21 protein-coding genes and 3 tRNA genes are annotated in these 20,608 nt (G+C 61.4%); 12 read left to right on the top strand and 12 right to left on the bottom strand.

All coding sequences use genetic code 11. From position 1 onward, the window contains the following. Nucleotides 1–4: 4 nt before the first annotated feature. Nucleotides 5–202, bottom strand: coding sequence for a hypothetical protein (locus RI103_RS04375; protein WP_310814181.1), 198 nt, complete (start codon nt 200–202; stop codon nt 5–7). Between the two features lie 575 nt (nt 203–777). Between RI103_RS04375 and RI103_RS04370 the strand changes: the two genes are divergently transcribed. Both RI103_RS04370 and RI103_RS04365 read left to right on the top strand, forming a co-directional pair. Continuing rightward, complete coding sequence (locus RI103_RS04370) at nt 778–927, top strand: hypothetical protein (RefSeq protein ID WP_007180815.1); 150 nt, start codon at nt 778–780, stop codon at nt 925–927. A gap of 270 nt (nt 928–1,197) precedes the next feature. Continuing rightward, the gene (locus RI103_RS04365; RefSeq protein WP_310814180.1) at nt 1,198–1,794 is read left to right on the top strand and encodes a chorismate mutase; all 597 of its coding nucleotides are present in this window, start codon (nt 1,198–1,200) and stop codon (nt 1,792–1,794) included. Between the two features lie 133 nt (nt 1,795–1,927). Here the strand turns inward: RI103_RS04365 and RI103_RS04360 are convergent, their stop codons facing one another. Beyond that, on the bottom strand, nt 1,928–3,079 hold the full coding sequence (locus tag RI103_RS04360) for an exonuclease domain-containing protein (protein WP_310814179.1): 1,152 nt from the start codon (nt 3,077–3,079) through the stop codon (nt 1,928–1,930). 338 nt (nt 3,080–3,417) lie between these two features. Next, entirely contained in the window at nt 3,418–3,627 is a 210-nt protein-coding gene (locus RI103_RS04355; RefSeq protein WP_310814178.1) for a cold shock domain-containing protein, read from the bottom strand. A 414-nt stretch (nt 3,628–4,041) separates the two neighbouring features. On the opposite strand from RI103_RS04355, the gene RI103_RS04350 reads away from it, so the two are divergent. Both RI103_RS04350 and RI103_RS04345 read left to right on the top strand, forming a co-directional pair. Next, entirely contained in the window at nt 4,042–4,290 is a 249-nt protein-coding gene (locus RI103_RS04350; RefSeq protein WP_310814177.1) for a hypothetical protein, read from the top strand. A 530-nt stretch (nt 4,291–4,820) separates the two neighbouring features. Further along, a complete protein-coding gene (locus tag RI103_RS04345; protein WP_310814176.1) occupies nt 4,821–5,966 on the top strand; it encodes a porin in 1,146 nt (381 codons plus the stop codon). A gap of 111 nt (nt 5,967–6,077) precedes the next feature. On the opposite strand, the gene greB is transcribed toward RI103_RS04345, so the two are convergent. Continuing rightward, a complete protein-coding gene (gene greB / locus RI103_RS04340; RefSeq protein ID WP_310814175.1) occupies nt 6,078–6,647 on the bottom strand; it encodes a transcription elongation factor GreB in 570 nt (189 codons plus the stop codon). A gap of 120 nt (nt 6,648–6,767) precedes the next feature. Here greB and RI103_RS04335 point away from each other — a divergent pair. Next, nucleotides 6,768–6,844, top strand: a tRNA-Arg gene (locus tag RI103_RS04335). A 78-nt stretch (nt 6,845–6,922) separates the two neighbouring features. Beyond that, nucleotides 6,923–6,999: transfer RNA gene (locus tag RI103_RS04330), tRNA-Arg, on the top strand. Nucleotides 7,000–7,106: 107 nt separating this feature from the next. Here the strand turns inward: RI103_RS04330 and RI103_RS04325 are convergent. The 5 genes from RI103_RS04325 to RI103_RS04305 form a co-directional block, all read right to left on the bottom strand. Continuing rightward, nucleotides 7,107–7,613, bottom strand: coding sequence for a phage protein NinX family protein (locus tag RI103_RS04325; protein WP_310814174.1), 507 nt, complete (start codon nt 7,611–7,613; stop codon nt 7,107–7,109). Nucleotides 7,614–7,722: 109 nt separating this feature from the next. After that, nucleotides 7,723–10,080 carry a bifunctional (p)ppGpp synthetase/guanosine-3',5'-bis(diphosphate) 3'-pyrophosphohydrolase gene (locus RI103_RS04320; protein WP_310814173.1) on the bottom strand — a complete coding sequence of 786 codons (2,358 nt, stop codon included), beginning with the start codon at nt 10,078–10,080 and terminating at the stop codon, nt 7,723–7,725. Between the two features lie 144 nt (nt 10,081–10,224). Beyond that, a complete protein-coding gene (gene rpoZ / locus RI103_RS04315) occupies nt 10,225–10,428 on the bottom strand; it encodes a DNA-directed RNA polymerase subunit omega (RefSeq protein WP_006025620.1) in 204 nt (67 codons plus the stop codon). Between the two features lie 60 nt (nt 10,429–10,488). Then, complete coding sequence (gmk, locus tag RI103_RS04310) at nt 10,489–11,169, bottom strand: guanylate kinase (RefSeq protein ID WP_310814172.1); 681 nt, start codon at nt 11,167–11,169, stop codon at nt 10,489–10,491. Nucleotides 11,170–11,187: 18 nt separating this feature from the next. Continuing rightward, a complete protein-coding gene (locus RI103_RS04305) occupies nt 11,188–12,111 on the bottom strand; it encodes a YicC/YloC family endoribonuclease (protein WP_310814171.1) in 924 nt (307 codons plus the stop codon). Between the two features lie 210 nt (nt 12,112–12,321). Between RI103_RS04305 and rph the strand changes: the two genes are divergently transcribed. From rph to RI103_RS04285, 4 genes are all read left to right on the top strand, one after another. Beyond that, nucleotides 12,322–13,062 (top strand): ribonuclease PH, encoded by a 741-nt coding sequence (gene rph, locus RI103_RS04300; protein WP_310815170.1) that lies wholly within the window; start codon nt 12,322–12,324, stop codon nt 13,060–13,062. After that, on the top strand, nt 13,055–13,702 hold the full coding sequence (gene rdgB / locus RI103_RS04295) for an RdgB/HAM1 family non-canonical purine NTP pyrophosphatase (RefSeq protein ID WP_310814170.1): 648 nt from the start codon (nt 13,055–13,057) through the stop codon (nt 13,700–13,702). Before rph ends, rdgB begins: the two co-directional genes overlap by 8 nt. Continuing rightward, entirely contained in the window at nt 13,699–14,928 is a 1,230-nt protein-coding gene (gene hemW, locus RI103_RS04290) for a radical SAM family heme chaperone HemW (RefSeq protein WP_310814169.1), read from the top strand. The genes rdgB and hemW overlap by 4 nt, the downstream gene beginning before the upstream one ends. A 55-nt stretch (nt 14,929–14,983) precedes the next feature. Continuing rightward, a tRNA-Ser gene (locus tag RI103_RS04285) sits at nt 14,984–15,073 on the top strand. A gap of 996 nt (nt 15,074–16,069) precedes the next feature. On the opposite strand, the gene RI103_RS04275 is transcribed toward RI103_RS04285, so the two are convergent. The 3 genes from RI103_RS04275 to RI103_RS04265 all read right to left on the bottom strand — a co-directional run bounded on the left by RI103_RS04275 (nt 16,070) and on the right by RI103_RS04265 (nt 18,233). Continuing rightward, the gene (locus RI103_RS04275) at nt 16,070–16,474 is read right to left on the bottom strand and encodes a RidA family protein (RefSeq protein WP_310814168.1); all 405 of its coding nucleotides are present in this window, start codon (nt 16,472–16,474) and stop codon (nt 16,070–16,072) included. 186 nt (nt 16,475–16,660) lie between these two features. Continuing rightward, nucleotides 16,661–16,891, bottom strand: a complete 231-nt coding sequence (locus RI103_RS04270; protein WP_310815168.1) for a hypothetical protein — start codon at nt 16,889–16,891, stop codon at nt 16,661–16,663. Between the two features lie 121 nt (nt 16,892–17,012). After that, nucleotides 17,013–18,233: a Bcr/CflA family multidrug efflux MFS transporter gene (locus RI103_RS04265; protein ID WP_310814167.1), complete on the bottom strand. Its 1,221-nt coding sequence runs from the start codon at nt 18,231–18,233 to the stop codon at nt 17,013–17,015. A gap of 257 nt (nt 18,234–18,490) precedes the next feature. Here RI103_RS04265 and RI103_RS04260 point away from each other — a divergent pair, with 257 nt between their 5' ends. Together RI103_RS04260 and hemL are read left to right on the top strand one after the other, a co-directional pair. Continuing rightward, the gene (locus tag RI103_RS04260) at nt 18,491–19,180 is read left to right on the top strand and encodes a hypothetical protein (RefSeq protein ID WP_310814166.1); all 690 of its coding nucleotides are present in this window, start codon (nt 18,491–18,493) and stop codon (nt 19,178–19,180) included. 139 nt (nt 19,181–19,319) lie between these two features. Then, nucleotides 19,320–20,603, top strand: a complete 1,284-nt coding sequence (hemL, locus tag RI103_RS04255) for a glutamate-1-semialdehyde 2,1-aminomutase (protein ID WP_310814165.1) — start codon at nt 19,320–19,322, stop codon at nt 20,601–20,603. The last annotated feature ends 5 nt before the right edge of the window (nt 20,604–20,608 follow it).

Below are 20,608 nucleotides of genomic sequence, written 5' to 3'. Positions count from 1 at the left end.
CACGCTAGCGAGCGCCGCGCTTCTCTTTCGGAAAGTCGATCAGCGCGCGCAGTTTGAGCGGGATCTGCGCGCGGCTCGCCGTGCAGAGATAGAAACCCGGAAAGCTCGGGCACCATGCGTCCGGCACGCGCACGAGGCGGCCGTCGTCGAGCTGCTCACGTGAGTAGTCTTCGCTCACGCGCAGCAAGCGGCGTTTTTCCACGAAAAGAATCGGCGCAGGACAGGCCATCGATTCAATAAAATCCCCGCGCCGACGGCGTAAAAATAACCTCAGACAAAACCCAGCGTTCGCTGCCGAACGTTGGGTTTTTCTCGTTCGGGCAAAAAATCCTGAAAAGTGCTTTTTAGTCGTCAACGAAATCCGAGAATGGTTCGTTTACAAAAGATTAGGGGGCCGAATGGCTTGCACCGGAACGAGTGGTAATAAACGAACGTTCGGCCTCTTAAGAAGAATATCCTGCCGATGTGGCAGTGCACAAAAATCCACGAAGATTGGATGATATTGGCCAATTCGGATTGTGGTGATGTGCAGAAGCGAAGGTTATTGCTGAACAGCCCGCACGACAAGGCGAGGAATGGAGTGGCGAGGAATATCGGAGTGGTTCGGCCAGCGACGGCGAAATCAGCGCACTGGCAGCCAATCGATAAATTCTATTCAAACATTCCGCTTCTTTGTCGGCCTGTGCCGTTAAAGCAACAAACAACATGTGACCCGTGTCAGGCGCTGGTGCAAAACGGGGACCGAGGCAGATAATCGGTTTGTAAAGGAGAAAGATCATGGATGCCAAACCACCGAAAGTTCCGACCCCGGATAAAGTATTTTGCCCGGATCCGGAACCCGCTGGCGTCGAGTTTCTGGGTGCCGAACTGCCTGAGCACGTTCGTGCTTTTTTCGACGAACAACGCAAGTCGTGCGACTCGAAATAATTGCGCAGTGGCGCGATGCAGCATCGACATCCGCGTGTTCGGCGGGCGGCGCTTGCATGCACACGCCTGACCGCTCGATTTGCTCGATTCGTGACGCGGGGTAAGTCCGTCTGATTCGGACGACGCCTGGCCGTGCGGCCCGGCGTTTCGCTTCTGCTCGCCTTCAGAGACATACATCTGGAGGTTTCCCGTCGCGGCCAGGACCTAGGCTCGACGGATCGTCTATTCTTCTGGTTTTCTTCCGCGGCCGCTCGGCCACTGCCCGCTTCCATGAACCGTTCTTACCGCTTCGGCGCGTCATGCGCATTCGCGCTCCTTGCTACGCTTGCGTTCGCGCCCGCCCCGGCCGTCGCTGATGGCGACGACACGGCACTCACCAATCTGATCGCGCTCGCTTCGCAGCGCCTCGCACTCGCCGAACCTGTGGCGCGCTGGAAGTGGGCCCATCACCAGGACATCACCGATACGCCGCGCGAGAACGCGCTCCTTGCCGACGTCGAGAAGCGCGCCCCCGCAGCGAACGTCGACCCGGCGTTCGCCCGCGCTTTCTTCCAGGATCAGATCGACGCCAGCAAGGAAGTGCAAAACGCGCTGTTCGCCACGTGGCGTAGCAGCCAGGCGCCGCAAGGGCCCGCGCCCGATCTGGCGAGCAGCACGCGACCGCAACTGGACCGGCTGACGCAATCGCTCGTGGCCGGCCTTGCACGCGTGCAGTCGTTGCGTGCGGCGCCCGATTGTCCGTCGCGCGTCGCGCAATCGTTGGCCAACTGGAAATCGTTGACTCGCTACGACTCGGTTCATTCGAGCGCGTTGACTCGCGCGCTCGGGCACGTATGCGAAACGGGCGGCGTGGGCGCGACGGGTTAGTTTTGGGCGGGATGAAGCGCGCGGCTTGAGGCTGGTTGTTGGCCGCGTTGGTGGCCCGCGTGCTCGAACCCGCTTTGGACGGCGGGTTATCGGCTGAAAACGAAGCGATTAAGACGTAAGCCGGCGTGCGCCTTCAGGCAAGACTCGCCAGCGCCGTTGCGCTCGACACGCTCAAGGGCATCACACGCAGACCGCGGGCAAGATGACTTTGCAAGATGCGAAAGGTCGACAGCTCGAACGGTCCCGCCGCGCTCGACGCATGCAACTCCGCTGCCTGCGCGAGCGACGCCGCATGACCCACGTAACGCCAACGGTCGACGATATGAAACGCGCGCGCCTGCGACGCCTCCTCGCGCTCCTCGAACACGATCGGCCCTTCGAACGGCCAGGGCGCATCCACTGGATCACTCTTCGCGACCCGCGGCACCCTGTTATGGCCAGGGCGCAGCGTCGCGATCCATTGCGCCTCCGCGAGCATGGCGCCCAATTCGCCACCGGTCGCGCGCCACTCGACACGTCGCACCTGCTGCGCGAGCCGGATATCCTTGGACGAGCGCCGCTCGCCGGTCAAATGTGATCGCAGTCGCTGACGCACGCGCACGCTTCGCCCGACGTACAGCGGCAAATCCTGTTCCCCGTAGAACGCGTAGACGCCGCAACCCGCCGGCGCGGTGTCGAGCAGATCTTCCGTGATATTGCCTGCAAGCCGGTAGCGCCGCATGGTGCGCTCGATCTGCGTGCGCAATACGTCGAGCGGCACGAGGCCGTGCAGACGCTGCCAGAACTGCCAGATCAGATCGGCGTCGGCGAGCGCGCGGTGGCGATCGGACGGTACGAGTGCATGACGCTCCACCAACGCATCCAGACCGTGACGCTTTTCCGCCGGGAATAGCGCGCGCGACAGGCGCACGGTGCACAGCACGTCCGGATCGAACGCCAGGCCCACCCGGCGAAACTCGCCGCGCAGAAATCCGCGATCGAAACTGGCGTTGTGCGCGACGAACAGTTTGCCATTCAGACGCTCGAAGAGAGCCGGCGCAATCGCGTCGAAGGTCGGCGCGCCCCGCACCATTGCATTCGTGATGCCGGTGAGTTGCTGGATGAATGAGGGAATCGGCTGTTGAGGGTCGACCAAACTGCTCCAGCGCGACACGCCGCTGGACCCGACTTCGACGACACCGACCTCAGTAATGCGATGCTCGGCAGTCGAGCCGCCCGTGGTTTCAAGGTCGACAAAGACGATCGGACCATCCAGGGCCGGTTCCGGCAAAAACTGTTCAGACATGAAAAGAAGACTTTGGACGCGTGGCTTTGCGGCAAGTATGCACCAGTTGGCGGCCGCGTACCCGCACAGCATCGCATTACGTCAATTAACTGGGCGCGCAATGGTGCTGTTTTGCGTGAGCGATGAGCTTCGCGCGAACCCAGAAATCATTTTTTCACAGCGGACGCTGAAACCTACGGGGAAAGCTATCCGGGCGATTCGGGTAGGCGGCCCAAATCGTTCCGAACCAGATGGTTAAAACCAATTGCCGCGATCAAATCGCATTGGGTATAAATAGCCCTCGCGTTTTGCGAAGGCTTTTGTGTGTTCCGCTGCTCCGGGCAAAGCATTTGCAGCGTTTACCGGCTTACAAGGGCTGGATGTCGCCGCCTGCTTGCCTTTCGGGCCGGCCTTGAGTCGAACGAGACGCGCTGGCTTTCCCTCAGCGACTTGAAGCCTTCAGCTCGAATTTTCCGAAAAGTGTGCGAACAGATCGTCGCCGCCGAAACCGACGTGATGAAGCCAAAGCGCTTGGCATCGTTGCACCATTTGACGATACCAGTTTCCATTTTCCCGCTTCCCTTGAGAATTTATCCAAATCGGGCATCGCCCCTCAAGCTGAATATACGACTCCGCCGCGCAATCAGATCCGGCGGGTGAAATTCAGCATGGCCGTTTTACCGGGAACGAAGAATTGTCATTCAAGAAAATTTTCGATAAGCGCTTATTGCGCACCGCCATAAGCCACCGTTTTATTTTCTCAACAATTCCAGGCGAATATTCAGTGACATCTGGATAATCAGACGAAGTCCATATTACCTGACCGACTATGTCGATGCGCCATAGCGGGAAATTTTTCGGCAGACATCGGAAATATGTAACAAAAGATGTTTTCCGTAAGTGTTTGTCCGACTTGCTGCACCGCGTTCGCGGCAGGATGATCGGACCCAGTAATGGTAGTAACGCGCATTAGGGAGATTGTCATGCTGTTCAACCAAATCCGCCGCCTCATTACCTGGCTGACCCACTCGTCCGCAGACACGGCTTCTGGACAATCCGCGACAGCGGCAGAAACGCCGTCGATATTCGAGATCGATCCCATGTGGCACGGAGATCACTGGCAGAACCTGCTGTCATGCCCCATGGATGCGCGCCGCTATGTCATGGAAGACTGGAGCGTCTCCGTAGCGAACGACTGGAACGAAGTAGACGGCGCAGCGCCAGCCCACTAACCGCGTTTCCTCAAACGACGCAACGCGGGCGAAAAAAAAGCGCGACTGGGAAGTCGCGCCGACAAAGGTTTGGAGATCTTTTTCGTCAACGAAAAAGTCCGCTTCGGAAAGCAGAAATTTGAGTATAGCGGTTGAACACCATTTCGATTATTCACACAAATAACAATCATCTATTTCAGTAACAACAACAATCTCATTTTACGTTTTATTACGTTGTTTTTTTGCGTCGATTAGTGTCGCTAATCAGCAACGCAGCTGTGTCGCCGCCCCGGCTGCGCGCCGCCAAAATCGCTGGAAGCCTTTATTTATAAGGCTTAAGCGGCATTCATATATCGTTTCCGAACGCGTAATACTTTATTGCGAAAATCGGAACGTCCATTGCGCGAAGTGTCTCTCTACACTCTGGCTAATCGGAAACCGGCGCGATTTTGTTGAGCGCGCTTCACTCGGATTACGCCTCTCGCAGCGCCCGCGTGAAAGGTCTCCCTAAGCCTGGGTTCAATGCCCACTCTCGCTCTCGGAGTTACAAGATGAAAAAGACACTCATGGTCGCCGCCCTCACGGGCGTCTTCGCAACGGCAGCGCATGCGCAAAGCAGCGTGACGTTGTACGGTTTGATCGACGCCGGCATCACCTATACCAACAACCAGCACGGCCATAGCAACTGGCAGGAAACGAGCGGTTCCGTGAACGGCAGCCGCTGGGGCCTGCGAGGCTCTGACGATCTGGGCGGCGGTCTCAAGGCCATCTTCACGTTGGAAAACGGCTTCGGCATCAATGACGGCACGCTCAAGCAAGGTGGCCGCGAATTCGGCCGGCAAGCCTTCGTGGGTCTGACTAGCGATCAGTTCGGCGCCGTCACCCTGGGCCGTCAATACGACAGCATGGTCGACTACGTCGGCCCGCTGGCACTGACCGGCACGCAATACGGCGGCACGCAGTTCGCGCATCCGTTCGACAACGACAACCTGAACAACTCGTTCCGCATCAACAATTCGGTCAAGTACCAAAGCGTCAACTACGGTGGCTTCAAGTTCGGCGCGTTGTATGGCTTCTCGAATCAGGCCGACGGCTTCGCGAACAACCGCGCTTATAGCGCGGGCGCGTCGTACAACTGGGGCGGCCTGAACGTCGCCGCCGCTTACCTGCAACTGAACAGCAACGGCGCAACCGGCGCGGCTGCGGCGTTCAATTCGGGTGGCGCAGTGTCGAGCGACAACACATTCTTCGCCGGCCGTCAGCAAACGTGGGGCGCAGGTGCCAACTACGCGTTCGGCCCGGCAACGGTCGGTCTCGTGTACTCGCAAACCAACCTGTCGAACCTGGCCGGTATCGGCGCTGGTGCATCGGGTCAAACCAACGGCATCGCCTTCGGCAACAACAGCGCTCACTTCCAGAACTTTGAAGCGAACGCTCGCTACGCGCTCACGCCGGCAGTCAGCATTGCGGGTTCCTACACGTACACCCGCGCAAGCCTGGCTGGCACCCGTCCGCACTGGAACCAGTTCAACCTGCAAACCGCGTACGCGCTGTCCAAGCGTACCGACGTGTACCTGCAAGGCGAATATCAGCAAGTCAACGAAAACGCTATCGTCGATGCCGACATCAACGGTCTGGCCGCTTCGAGCAACAACAAGCAAATCGCTGTGACCGCAGGTCTGCGTCACCGCTTCTAAAGCTGCGGGTAGCACCCGTGATCTCGAAGGCGCCGTTCGCGGCGCCTTTTTTATGCCCTAGCGCTGGAGCCGATTGGCGAGAACGAGACGGAGGCGCCTGTCAGACGCGACTCAAGCGCCCGTGTCAGGCTGCGGATACTTGACGTCGAGTATGTCGATCGGCTGCGGGCCGGCCGGCGTGTATAACGTGACCGTATCGCCGACTTTCGCCTTGAGCAGCGCGCGCGCTATCGGCGAGATCCAGCTCACGTGGCCGATATCCAGATCGACCTCGTCGATCCCGACAATCGTCACGATGTGCTCCTCGCCGTCTTGCGTCGCATACTCGACGGCCGCGCCGAAGAAAACCTGATCGACATTCTCCTGCTTGCTACTGTCGACGACTTCAGCGAGATCGAGACGTTTGGTCAGAAACCGGATGCGCCGATCGATTTCGCGCAACCGACGTTTGCCATAGATGTAATCGCCATTTTCGGAGCGATCGCCGTTCGAGGCCGCCCACGACACCAGCTTGACCACTTCGGGCCGATCGACGTCGATCAGATGCAGTAGTTCATCGCGCATGCGCCGGTAGCCGGCGGGCGTGATGTAGTTTTTCGTGCCAGCGGGAACGTCCGGCTGGGCGACGTCGAGGTCGTCGTCATTCTCTTCGCTCGATTCTTTGACAAAGGCCTTGTTCATGATGATCCGGTAACTGCAGCAAACGACTGCCTATCAAGGGTACACGATCACGACTATGGGACAAATCGCAGTTACATGCTTCCCTTTTTCGAAACCTTTGCTATAATCTCGTTTCTGCGTGCGGCTGTAGCTCAGTTGGATAGAGTACTTGGCTACGAACCAAGGGGTCGTGGGTTCGAATCCTGCCAGCCGCACCACTTATTCGAGGGCCTCCCTCTGGGGAGGCCCTTACGTTTTGCCCCAGTTTCAGTGCAGTAAGCATCACCGTTTAGCGTGCGGCTGTAGCTCAGTTGGATAGAGTACTTGGCTACGAACCAAGGGGTCGTGGGTTCGAATCCTGCCAGCCGCACCACCTATAAAGGGCCTTCCGATCGGAAGGCCCTTTGTTTTTTCATCGAATCCAGTTTCATTGGGCTCGCTGCATCCCAGGTCCCTAGCCAGCTCCCAACGAAGCACGCCCTACCGAGGCGGCGACTGAATATCGCCGATCTGCCCGTCCGGGCTCGGTACATCTCCGAACGAACCCCTCGCCGCCTGCTCGTTACCAATCTCCCGCTCGCCGATCGGTTGCGCCTGGTCGCCGGTCACCGCCTGCGCCTCGTGCAACACATCATCCACGGTATCGCCGAAGCGGCTTTCGACGAACGCTCGCAACAGCGCGACCCGTAACGAGTCGCCCCGCCCTTCCACGGTTCGGTGCCCGCCTTCAAATTCCGCAATGCAATGTGCCGAGCCCTGGTAGCTCCGCTCGCGCACTTCCAGCCGCTGCGCGCGCTCCAGCACGGCCGCCGCGGCCTCCCACGACGTCGACGGCGTAAAACGGCCGTCCCACGGACGACCGCGGTCATTGCCGCGAATCGAGACGGTTTCGCCGCTGTCGGTAAAGTGGATTTCGCGCACGAAGTCGTGCAGGCTGCGGGCGACCCAATAGTCGAGCGCCAGTCCGGTGAGGTCAGCTACGTTCACAAGCGTTTCTCCCTGAGTTTCGGATGAAACTCGCCCGCAGCCGCTGCGTTCAGATTCGAACGATGGAGATTGGAAGCGCCCCAAGACCGACTAAAGGCAACCGCTGGAATCAGTAATCCGCTCGCTCGCGGTCGATGCGCATTCCGCCGTCGTGCCGATGATGGCCTTCCTCGCTCGGCCGTTCGCGCGCGATACGCATGACGTCCGGGTTGGTCCGCACCCGGCGCATCACATTGGCCAGATGGACCCGATCGCTAACCTGGATCACGAAGCGCAACACCGTGGACTCCTGCGACAGGTCTTCGTCCATGGCAATGTGGACGATGTTGGCATCCGCCGAGGTAATATCCGCCGCCACGCGGGCGAACACGCCCTTGGTATTCTTGACCAACACCTTCACGGCGACGTCGAACAGACGTCCAGGTTGCGGTGCCCAGGCGACGTCGATCCAGCGGCCCGGATCGCGCCGGTGGATGCGTTGCGCGACGCGGCAGTCCGTGGTGTGGATCGCCATGCCGAGGCCGATGCCGATATAGCCCATGATGTCGTCGCCCGGAATCGGACGGCAGCACGCGGACAGTTGCACCGACATACCCTCGGTGCCGGTGATGACGACCGGCGGCGCATGCGGCAAATCGGAGTGGGAGCGCGAGCCGTCGTCGTCGGCGTCGCGGCCACTCATCAGCACTTCGATGCGCTTGGCCATCACCGCCGCGACACGCCGGCCGAGGCCGATGTCCGCGAAAATTTCCTGACGGTTCTTGTTGCCCGTCCACTGCACGAGCTTTTCCCACGCTTCCGGCGTCACATCCGAGAGCGCCAGCCCATAGCCCTTCAGCGCCTGGTCGACCAGGCGCTCGCCGAGCTGAACGGACTCGTTCAGACGCATCGTTTTCAGATAATGGCGGATCGCCGAGCGCGCCTTGCCAGTGCGCACGAACCCGAGCCACGCCGGATTCGGCTTCGAATAAGGCGCGGTGATGACTTCGACGATGTCCCCGCTCTTCAGCTCGGTGCGCAGCGGCAGCAGTTCATTGTTGATCTTGACCGCGACGCACTGGTTGCCCAGGTCGCTGTGGATCGAATACGCGAAGTCGAGCGCGGTGGCGCCGCGCGGCAGCGCCATGATCTTCGACTTCGGCGTAAACACGTAGACCGCGTCCGGGAACAGGTCGATCTTGACGTGCTCGAGGAATTCGCTTGAGTCGCCGGCTTCGCTCTGAATGTCGAGCAGCGACTTGAGCCACTGGTGCGCGCGCTTCTGCACGTCGTTCAGGTCCGCGCCGCCGTTCTTGTACAGCCAGTGCGCGGCCACGCCAGCTTCGGCGATCTCGTGCATCTTGCGCGTGCGCACCTGAAACTCGATCGGCGCACCGAACGGGCCGACCAGCGTGGTGTGCAGCGACTGATAGCCGTTCACCTTCGGGATCGCGATGTAATCCTTGAACTTGCCCGGCACGGGCTTGTACAGCGCGTGCAGCGCGCCGATGCACGTGTAGCACTCCAGCGCGCTGTCCACCACGACACGGAAGCCGTACACGTCGAGCACCTGCGAGAACGACAACTGCTTGTCGCGCATCTTCTTGTAGATACTGAAGATGGTTTTCTCGCGGCCGGTGACTTCGGCGTCGAGCTTCGCGTCCGCAATGGCGCGCTGCACCGATTCGAGAATCTTGCCGACCACTTCGCGCCGGTTGCCGCGCGCCGCCTTGACTGCTTTTTCGAGCGTGGCGTACCGGTGCGGATTGAAGTTCGCGAAGCTCAGGTCTTGCAGTTCGCGATACGTATTGTTCAGGCCGAGCCGGTGAGCGATCGGCGCATAGATATCCAGCGTTTCGCGCGCCACGCGACGGCGCTTTTCTGACGGCACCGCGCCCAGCGTGCGCATGTTGTGCAGCCGGTCGGCGAGCTTGACCAGAATCACGCGGACGTCGCGCGCCATTGCGAGCAGCATCTTGCGGAAGTTTTCCGCCTGCGCTTCCTCGCGATTGCGAAACTCCATCTTGTCCAACTTCGACAAGCCGTCGACCAGTTCCGCGACCTTCGCGCCGAAACGCTCGGCGAGTTCGGCCTTGGTCACGCCCTGGTCTTCCATCACGTCATGCAGCAGCGCCGCCATGAGCGCCTGGGCGTCGAGATTCCAGCCCGCGCAGATTTCCGCGACGGCGACCGGATGCGTGATGTACGGTTCGCCGCTCTGACGGTACTGGCCCAGGTGGGCTTCGTCGCTGAAATGAAAGGCCGACTTGATGTCCTTGATCTCTTCCGGCTGCAGATAGCCGGACAAGGCGGACGTCAGTTTGGCGATGGAGACGACGTCATGCCGGCGCGGTTGCTCCGGCGTAGCGGTCGGCCCGAACAGATGGCGAAACGACTGTTCGAGGACCGCGTCGATGTACTTCCGTGCAGACGAGGGCGAGTCAGCGTCGTGTTCCACTTCCGTGGCGGTGGGCGGGGTAGCACTCATGTTCGCCTCCGTAGCGGTCAGGGTTGGACGCCGGTCTGCACGTTGATGCGATTACGTGCGGCAAAAGGTGTTGCAAACGCGTGTGGCAAGTAGGCTTGGCAGACAGGTTTGACAAACGCACAATCGAAAACGGAACAGTGCGCCTTAGACAGGCACCTTCTTCAGCATTTCGACGCCGACCTGGCCGGCTGCGATTTCGCGCAGCGCGACGACCGTGGGCTTGTCGCGGCTTTCGATCTTCGGCGTGTGGCCTTGAGCGAGCTGACGCGCGCGATAGGTTGCGGCAAGCGCGAGTTCGAAACGGTTCGGGATCTGTTTGAGGCAGTCTTCGACGGTAATGCGGGCCATGTTGGGTTCCTTCTCAGTATGTTGCTTATTCTACCTTATGTGCTCGGTACACCGCCGCGCTTACGCGTGTGGCAGGTGAATGCCGAGTTGCACGAAAAGCTGCGTGTGGCGTGCGTATTGCGAGGCGAAGCGCGAACGGGTCGCGGCCACGAGGCATTGCAGTTCGCTGAGCGCGCGGTCGAACTTCTCGTTGATCACCACGTACTCCGCTTCCGCCGCGTGCGCCATCTCGCTGCCGGCCGCCAGCAGCCGGCGAGTGATCACGTTCGGCTCGTCCTGGCCGCGCTTCTTCAGACGCTCTTCGAGCGCTTCCAGCGACGGCGGCAAGATGAAAATTTCGACCGCGTTGTGAAACTGTTTTTTCACCTGCTGGGCGCCCTGCCAGTCGATTTCGAGCAGCACGTCATGGCCATTCTTCATCTGGTCCTCGATCCACACGCGCGAGGTGCCGTAATAGTTGCCGTGCACTTCCGCGCTTTCCAGGAACTCGCCCGCATCGTGACGCTTCATGAAGTCGTCGACGGTGGTGAAGTGGTAGTGCTCGCCGTCCTGCTCCTTCGGACGCGGCGGACGCGTCGTGTACGAGATCGACAGACGGATCGCGTCGTCGCCGGCGAGCAGCGCGTTCACGAGCGTCGACTTGCCCGCGCCCGATGGCGCCACGACCATGAACAGGTTGCCGGGGTAAGCACCGGCATACGGATTGCGCGGCGTTTCGCGTGGGTGGTGATGGTCGGTCATGTGGATGGTGCTCCAGCCTTATTCCAGATTCTGTACTTGCTCGCGCATCTGTTCGATGAGCAGCTTCAGGGTCATCGACGAATCCGCCAGTTCCTTCGCGGCCGCCTTCGAACCGAGCGTGTTCGCTTCGCGGTTGAGTTCCTGCATCATGAAGTCGAGGCGCTTGCCGACCTTGCCGCCCTTCTGGATCACGTGGCGAGTTTCGTTCAGGTGAGCCGTGAGGCGCGACAATTCTTCGGCGATGTCGATACGAATGCCGTACATCGTGACTTCCTGGCGAATCCGCTCGTTGATTTCCTCGCGCGAGACGATCGTCGCGGCGGTATCCGGCGCGGCGATGCCGAGCGCTTCCTGCAAGCGTTCGACAATCTTCTGCTGATGCTTGGCGATCAGTTCCGGCACGAGCGGCGTGATCTTCGTGACGATCGTTTCCATTTCGGTGACGTTGGCGATCAGCATGGTCGCCAGTTGCGCGCCTTCGCGGGCGCGCACGTCGATCAGGTCCGTAATGGCCTGCTTGCCGCACGCGAGCACGGCTTCACGCAGCACTTCGGGCGCCACGCCGCTTTCGGCCAGGATCCCCGGCCAGCGCAGAATTTCGCCGGTCCGCAGGCGTTCAGCTTCCGGAAACGTCGAGAGCACCGTGCGTTCGAGCAGCGCGAGTTGCGTGAGCGCGTCGTGATTGATCGAACCCGCGTTGGCGGACTGTTCGCTGCGTTGCAGGTTGATACGAATATCGACCTTGCCGCGCGACAGCTTGTTCATCAGCATCTCGCGCAGCGTGGGTTCGCACACGCGCACGTCTTCCGGCATGCGGAAGTTCAGATCGAGAAAGCGCGAATTCACAGTGCGCAGTTCGACCGACACGCTCACGCCACCTGTGCCCGAAGCCGCGACGAGTTCGCGCGTGGCGCTCGCATAGCCAGTCATGCTGTAGATCATCGTATTTCTCGCGATTGTGGCCATGCGTTCGACGATGGCCGGAGAGTCGAATCGCCCGGCGTGTACGAGACGCGGGGCGGGGAAACGGCATTATCCCATTTTTAACGATTGGGCCCCTTGAAGAGCCAACGCACAGGCGGGCAGCCGGCCCGCCCGATCGGCGGTAAAATCGCGCTTTCCCTCCTGTTTTTCTTCCTCACCGACCCCGACATGACCAACAACACCCAACGCCCCAGCGGCCGCCAGGCCAATCAGCTGCGCGACGTGCGCATCACGCGCCACTACACGAAGCACGCGGAGGGCTCGGTGCTGGTCGAATTCGGCGACACGAAAGTGATCTGCACCGCGAGCATTGCCGAGAGCGTGCCGTCGTTTCTGCGTGATCGCGGCCAAGGTTGGCTCACCGCCGAATACGGTATGTTGCCGCGCGCCACGCACACCCGCAGCGACCGCGAAGCCGCACGCGGCAAACAGACCGGCCGCACGCAGGAAATCCAGCGGCTGATCGGCCGCGCGCTGCGCTCGGTGTTCGATCTGGAGAAGCTCGGCGCGCGCACGCTGCATATCGACTGCGACGTGATCCAGGCCGACGGCGGCACGCGCACGGCCAGCATCACCGGCGCGTTCGTGGCGGCACATGACGCGGTGGCGAAGCTGCTGGCGACGGGCCGCATCGAAAGCTCGCCGATCACGGATTACGTCGCGGCGATTTCGGTGGGCGTGTACGACGGCCTGCCGGTGCTCGACCTCGACTACGACGAAGACTCGCAATGCGACACCGACATGAACGTCGTGATGACGGGCGCGGGCGGCTTCGTCGAAATTCAGGGCACCGCTGAAGGCGTGGCATTCACGCGCGAGGAAATGAACGCGCTGCTGGATCTGGCCAGCGACGGCATCAACACGCTGATCGCGAAGCAGAAGGCGGCGCTGGAGCAAAAGAGTGAGTGAGGTTTTTCAACGCAATAGCGCGGCCAATTCAGGTGCGCCGTTGAAGAAAGTCGTGCTGGCGTCGAACAACGCGGGCAAGCTGCGCGAGTTCGCGGCCTTGCTCGGCGCGGCCGGCATCGAACTGATTCCGCAAGGCGAGTTGAACGTGCCGGAAGCAGAAGAGCCGCATCCGACCTTCGTCGAGAACGCACTGACCAAGGCGCGCCACGCATCGAAGCTGACCGGCCTGCCCGCGCTCGCTGACGACTCGGGCCTGTGTGTGCGCGCGTTGCGCGGCGCACCGGGCGTCTACTCGGCGCGCTACGCGCAACTTGCCGGCGGTGAGAAGAGCGACGCGGCGAACAACGCACGCCTCGTCTCGGCGTTGCAAGGCGAGACCGATCGCCGCGCATACTACTTCTGCGTGCTGGCTTTGGTGCGTCACCCGGACGATCCCGAGCCGCTGATCGCCGAAGGCCGCTGGCATGGCGAAATGCTGGACGCGCCGCGCGGCGCGCATGGATTCGGCTATGACCCGTACTTCTTCTTGCCGTCGCTGAATGCCAGCGCCGCCGAGCTTGAACCGGCGGTGAAGAACGCCAGCAGCCATCGCGCGATTGCGTTGCGGCAACTGCTCGCGCGTCTGACGGAGGAAGCGTGATTCCGATCAAACCGGCGCCCGCCGATATCGGCAACGGCGTCATCAAGGCCTTCACGTCGCCAGGCAGCATCCGGCTGACGTCGCTGCCGCCGCTGGCGTTGTACGTGCATTTTCCGTGGTGCGTGCGCAAGTGTCCGTACTGCGATTTCAACTCGCACGAATGGAAAGGCGACACGTTCCCCGAGAACGAATATCTCGACGCCTTGCGCGCCGATCTCGAGATGGCGCTGCCGCTGGTCTGGGGCCGCCAGGTGCATACGGTGTTTATCGGCGGCGGCACGCCGAGCCTGCTGTCGGCGGCCGGACTCGATCGCATGCTGTCCGACGTGCGCGCACTGCTGCCGCTCGACGCCGACGCGGAAATCACGCTCGAAGCCAATCCAGGCACGTTCGAAACCGCCAAGTTCGCACAGTTTCGCGCGAGCGGCGTGAACCGGCTCTCGGTGGGCATCCAGAGTTTCAACGAAGCGCATCTGAAGGCGCTCGGCCGCATTCACGACTCGGCGCAAGCGCGCCATGCCGTCGAAGTGGCTGCGACCACCTTCGACAACTTCAACCTCGACCTGATGTTCGCATTGCCCGGGCAGACGCTCGCCGAATGCCAGGCCGATGTCGAGACGGCATTGTCGTTCGCGCCGCCGCATTTGTCGCTGTATCACCTGACACTCGAACCGAACACATTGTTTGCGAAGTTCCCGCCCGCCCTGCCCGACGACGATGCATCCGCCGACATGCAGGACTGGATTCATGAGCGCACCTGCGCTGCGGGTTACGAACGTTATGAGGTGTCGGCGTATGCGCAGCCGCATCGGCAGAGCAGGCACAATCTGAACTACTGGCGTTTCGGCGACTATCTCGGCATCGGTGCGGGCGCGCATACGAAGCTGTCGTTTCCGAATCGCGTGCTGCGGCAGGCGCGCTACAAGCATCCCACCACCTTCATCGAGCAGGCGAAGGCCGGCACGGCGGTGCAGGAAGAGCATGAAGTCGGGCCGCACGATCTGCCGTTCGAGTTCATGTTGAATGCGCTGCGACTGGTGGAAGGGTTTCCGGTGCATCGGTTCATCGAGCGCACGGGCATGTCGATGACGTCGATCGAACCGGCTTTGCAGGAAGCCGAACGACGCAAGCTCATCACGCGCGACCACGAAAAGATTGCCCCGACGCCGCTCGGCCAGGCGTTCCTGAACGATCTGCAAGGGCTCTTTCTGAAGGATCCGCAGTAATTGAAGATCGACTGCGCGCCGCAGCGAGGTTTTTTCAGGTTACAATTTAGGGCTTGGAGGTGTGGCCGAGCGGTTTAAGGCACCGGTCTTGAAAACCGGCGAAGGAGCAATCTTTCCGTGAGTTCGAATCTCACCGCCTCCGCCAGAACATCAATGAATACGGGCCTTTCGGCCCGTTTTTCGTTCTAGCCGCCAAAGAACCCGCCAACCATGCAAATGTCCTTGGATGGGTACATCAGGACTTGTGGCGCACCCAATCCCGCAGATGGTGTTCCCGGAACCAGCGGGATAGTCGCTCCTCGTTCTCGGAAACGGCCCAGATCCCTGCGCCAAACACAACCACGATCGTCCCTATTAATATCGCCAACATTGAGTCGCTCATGGCAGCCTCCATCAAAGTCATGGCCACGCTTAAATTTTAGGCGACAGCTTGCACCAATGCCCACCTTGGGTGTTGCCTCGGGTGTAATCATCCGTGCGCACTTGCCAGGCAGGTGCCGAGCACTGCTAGATGCATCCTTGCCGGATGCTCCAAGCATTCCCTCAAGCATCCTCGTTGCGTCGCGTTGGGCTGCGTTGCACGCCATGCAAGACGGTCCCGAATTTGGGACAGTTCCGGTTTTGGTACCGTTGGCGTCCTGTCGGGGGACTAGTGCCGATTCGTGACGCCGTGGGGACCGGATATTGCTGTCCAGTTCATGAAGGGGGAAAAGATCATGATCAGGCTATGCGGCATATTGGCTTTAGGGGCCGGTCTCGCGGGGTGTGTGGTGGCCACGCCATACCAGGATGGCTACGGTTACGGGCCAGTACCTGCGTACGACTATGGCCCCGGCTATTACGCGCCGCGCACTAATATTGGCGTCGGCGTTGGTGGTGGCAGCGGTGGCGGCGGCGTTGGTGTTGGAGTAGGCGTCGGTTTCTGAGCCAGCGCGAAGCTCGGCGCATCGACTGCGTCGATAGGCGCGTGCGCGATGACGAACATGAGCGGCAATGTCGGCGTAAATATCGCGGCCAGTGTGAGCAATGCCCGTTCAATGGGCTCGTGATTCACTGAGCTTATGCATTCACGCGACCCGTTGAACGCCCTTAGCCCACTGCCCCGAACGCGCGCCAAAACTCGGGACGCCAACGCCACTAGCTAAACCAGCGCGGTCGCCTCAACTTCGATCTTGAAACCGTAATGCAGTTGAGGAACTGGCACGACGGCTCTCGCCGGACACGCTTCACCGGCCCAACGCGCGTAGATCTGATTGAAGCTCATCCAGTTTTCGACATCGACCAAATAGACCCGCACTTGCACCAGTTGCGCGACGCTGCTGCCAACGCTTTCGAGCGCGGCCCGCACATTGGCCAGCACCTGTTCGGCCTGAACTTCGAACGACGCCTCGGACAGCTTGCCGCCTTGCGCGGTGATCGGCAATTGTCCTGAGACGAACACAAAACCGTTAGCGACCGCGACGTGGCTGTAGTGACCGCCCGGCTGCGAAAGCGTAGCGGGATTGTCGGTATGCGGCAGACGTGGGTCGTGCTGGCTACCAGCCATGAGTACCACTCCAAATGTGGCGACGCATGACGCTGCGTGCAATTCATTCGCACGGCAGCACTCCGAATCGCAAAAGTCACGAAGCGATCACGCGAGGAATCATGCAACGCGCAAGCGCTCTCGATTCGAGGCACGACGCCTCACGTAATCAGCACGCTTTTGCGAATGAGCCGCCCGCAGCACGCATCACACGCTAAGCATCTCCAGCTTTTCGCGCGCATCCGCACAACGGCCGTTCAGGTCGCGATGCATCAACTGACTGTCAAGCAGTGTCGATACATCAGACAAACCGTAATCAAAGCGCAAGACGTATTCGATGTCTGTGTAATCGTGATAGGCGCCGCTGTCCGCCAGCTTCTGCGCTTCAGCGAAAGCAGCCTGTTGCCGTTCGCCATTCACCAAATCTCTGATCGCCATGATTTTGCCGCTCCGAGGAACAGTGGCTCCATCATAGCAACGCAAATTGAGACGCACGGTCGCGCGCGCGCAACACCTGGTGTTTTCCGTAGACGCGGCGCGCTGTGCGCCTTATCGCTCCTTATACGGCAGCGACAGGCGCTTTGGCTCCATGCCACCTCACGACCAGAATCCGGCCGAGATAGCAGAGCAAGCCCGCCACCCCCACCGTGACGCCCATGCCCTTGGGCGAACCGTCCTGCCAAAGTCCGACGGCGAGGCTCGACAACGCGCCGAGCGCCAACTGCACGGCGCCGAACACGGCGGCCGCGGCGCCAGCATTCATCGGATAGCGATGCATCAGATCGGTCGTGCAGTTGGCGGACAGAAGACCGACCACGCCGACCACGAAGAACAGTCCGAAGACGATCGACCACAGACCGCCCCAACCGGTTAGCGAGACGAGACAGACGAACAGTGAGGCAATGCAGCTGACGGTGGCGGCGAAAGAGATGATTGGGAGCGAACCGAGCCGGCCGACGAGTCGCGTATTCATGAAGTTGCCGAACATGATGCCGACGATATTCAGCGCGAACAGAAAGCCATAGTGCTGCGCCGACACATGGAAATACTCGATGTAGACGAAAGGCGTCGCGGTGATGTACGCGAACATCGACGCGAACGCCATGCCGCCGCACAGCATGTGCCCCCACGCAACCGGATCGCGCAGCAACTTGCCGTACGCGCCGAACGATTTCAGCAATGCCGAGTGCGCACGCTTCTCACGCGGCCACGTTTCCGGCACCTTGAAAAATGCGGTCGCCGCGCACACGGTGCCGAACAGCGTCAGCACGACAAACACGACACGCCAGCCACCGAGCAGCAGCAACTGTCCGCCGATGAGCGGCGCGAGCAACGGCCCGATCGACGTGACGATGGCGAGCATCGAGAGCACGCGAGCGGCATCAGTCGGTCCATGGGCGTCGCGTGCAATGGCGCGCGCCAGCACCGACGCCGCGCCCGCGCCCAGCGCCTGCACGAAACGGAACGTCACTAGCGAGCCGATCGAAAACGACATCGCACATGCCACGCTGGCCAGCGCATACATGACGATGCCGCCGAGCAGCACAGGCCGGCGGCCATAGGTATCCGACAGCGGACCATAGAGCAGCATGCCGATCGAAAAGCCGAACATGAAGCTGGTGAGCGTCGTTTGCGCGGCGCCGGTGCTGATGGCGAACGCCTGCGCGATGGTCGGCAGGCTCGGCAGGTACATGTCGATGGAGATCGGCCCGCATGCGGCAAGCGCACCGAGCAACAGAATCAGCCGGCCATCGGGCCGGCTTCTGGTGACGTGAGACATGGGAATCCAGATGAAGCGCCGCGCCGTCTTCGGCAGCGGAACAGGGGAAACGGGGAAAACAGCAACATGACACCCTCAATTGTACGCGACGGTTAACAAGGCGACCGGGCCTCGGCCATGATGGCGAAGACGCCAGTCAGGTATCGACGGCGCGCGGCAAGCACGCCGCCGATCGGTTAAGCTGCGGCCTGAACGCTTCGGGCGACGCGCGAAGCGGTGCGCAGCGCTCTTCCCTACCATCCACTTCCGACCATGCGATGACCGCATTCCTGCTCATCTGGAGCCCCAGGAAATGGCCGTGGCCCGAGTTGCCCGACGTGGCCAAACGCGTGGCCGCGGGCGTCGCGGTGGCCGACGTATGGGGCTGCGGATTTGCGCGCGGCATCCTGCCGGGTGACCGCGTCTTCCTGCATCGGGTCGCGCAGGAACCGAAGGGCATTTTCGGCTCCGGTTACGTGACGCGCGCGCCGTACGAGGTCCCCGATACGACGACGAAGCGTGGCTACCGTTTGTGCATCGACTTCGTGTACGACTGGCTCGTCGATGCACACGAAGGTGTGGTGATTGCGCGCGAGATGTTGCGCATACATCCTTTCTCCGTGCAGACGTGGGACGCGCAGAGTTCAGGCACCGTGATCAAGCCGATCGCCGAAGGCGCATTGGAAAAACGCTGGGCGGAACTCACCGGCAAGCGCAAGCCGCCGAAGCTCGATACGCCGGCGGGTCCCACGCGCTCAAGCAAGGTCACGGCTCACGCGGCGGCGAAAATGCGCGCAGCGCACGGCCGCGCTGGCAACGAGGCGAAGGTGGCGGCTAGTTCCGTCTCGCCGCAAGTGGCGAACCCGGCGCCCCAATCAGTTGCGACGCGAGACAAGATGCTGGCTACGAAACCGGTAGAGCAGCCGGTGGCAAAGACGGCAGCCGCGAAACGCACGCGCAAAACCTGAGCGAACGGCCCGCTGCGCAGGCGCATCCGGAAAACCTGTTCACGCCGACTCCGGTACAATTTCCCCACCTATCCCAGCGCCGCGCGACTCGCCGACAGGCAACCTGCGCCGCTGCGCAACCCCAATTCCAGCCATCGCCATGTCCAGAAACGAAACCCTCTTCGAACGCGCGCAACGCACCATTCCCGGCGGCGTGAACTCGCCTGTGCGTGCCTTCCGCTCGGTCGGCGGCACGCCGCGGTTCATCGAACGCGCGCAAGGCCCTTACTTCTGGGACGCGGACGGCCAGCGTTATATCGACTACATCGGCTCATGGGGCCCGATGATTCTCGGCCATGTTCATCCGGAAGTCCTCGAAGCCGTGCAGCGCGTGCTGGGCAACGGCTTCTCGTTCGGCGCGCCGACCGAAGCAGAGGTGGAAATCGCCGAAGAAATCTGCAAGCTGGTGCCTTCCATCGAGCAGGTCCGCATGGTGTCGAGCGGCACCGAAGCGACCATGAGCGCGCTGCGTCTCGCGCGCGGCTTCACGAACCGCAGCCGTATCGTCAAGTTCGAAGGCTGCTATCACGGCCATGCGGACAGCCTGCTGGTCAAGGCCGGCTCGGGCCTGCTGACCTTCGGCAATCCGACTTCGGCGGGCGTGCCGGTGGATATCGCCAAGCACACCACCGTGCTCGAATACAACAACGTCGCCGAACTCGAAGAAGCGTTCAAGGCATTCGGCAACGAGATCGCCTCGGTGATCGTCGAACCGGTAGCCGGCAACATGAACCTCGTGCGCGCCACGCCCGAATTCCTGCAAGCGTTGCGGCGCCTGTGCACGGAGTACGGCTCGGTGCTGATTTTCGACGAAGTGATGTGCGGCTTCCGCGTCGCCCTGGGCGGCGCGCAAGAGGTCTACGGCATCACGCCGGATCTGACCTGCCTCGGCAAGGTGATCGGCGGCGGCATGCCGGCGGCGGCCTTCGGTGGCCGGCGCGACATCATGGCTCACCTCGCGCCGCTCGGCGGCGTCTACCAGGCGGGCACGCTGTCGGGCAATCCGATCGCGGTCGCGGCCGGCCTGAAAACGCTGCAACTGATCCAGGCGCCCGGCTTTTACGACACACTCACGGCGCGCACCACGCGCCTCGTGCAAGGTCTCGCGAACGTCGCGCGCGAAGCCAAAGTGCCGTTCGCGGCCGATTCGCTCGGCGGCATGTTCGGCCTCTACTTCACCGACTCGATCCCGACCAGCTTCGCCGAAGTCACGAAGAGCGACGTGCCGCGTTTCAACGCGTTCTTTCACAAGATGCTCGACGCCGGCGTGTACTTCGCGCCGTCGGCATATGAAGCGGGCTTCGTTTCGATCGTTCACGACGACGCAATCGTCGACGCCACGATCGACGCGGCGCGCGGCGCGTTCGCCTCGCTCGTGGCCTGAAGCCC

This window comes from Paraburkholderia sp. FT54 (assembly GCF_031585635.1).
Taxonomy (GTDB): Bacteria; Pseudomonadota; Gammaproteobacteria; order Burkholderiales; family Burkholderiaceae; genus Paraburkholderia.
Note: the sequence above shows the minus strand (reverse complement) of the source record. Positions and strands in the feature narration are given on the sequence as shown.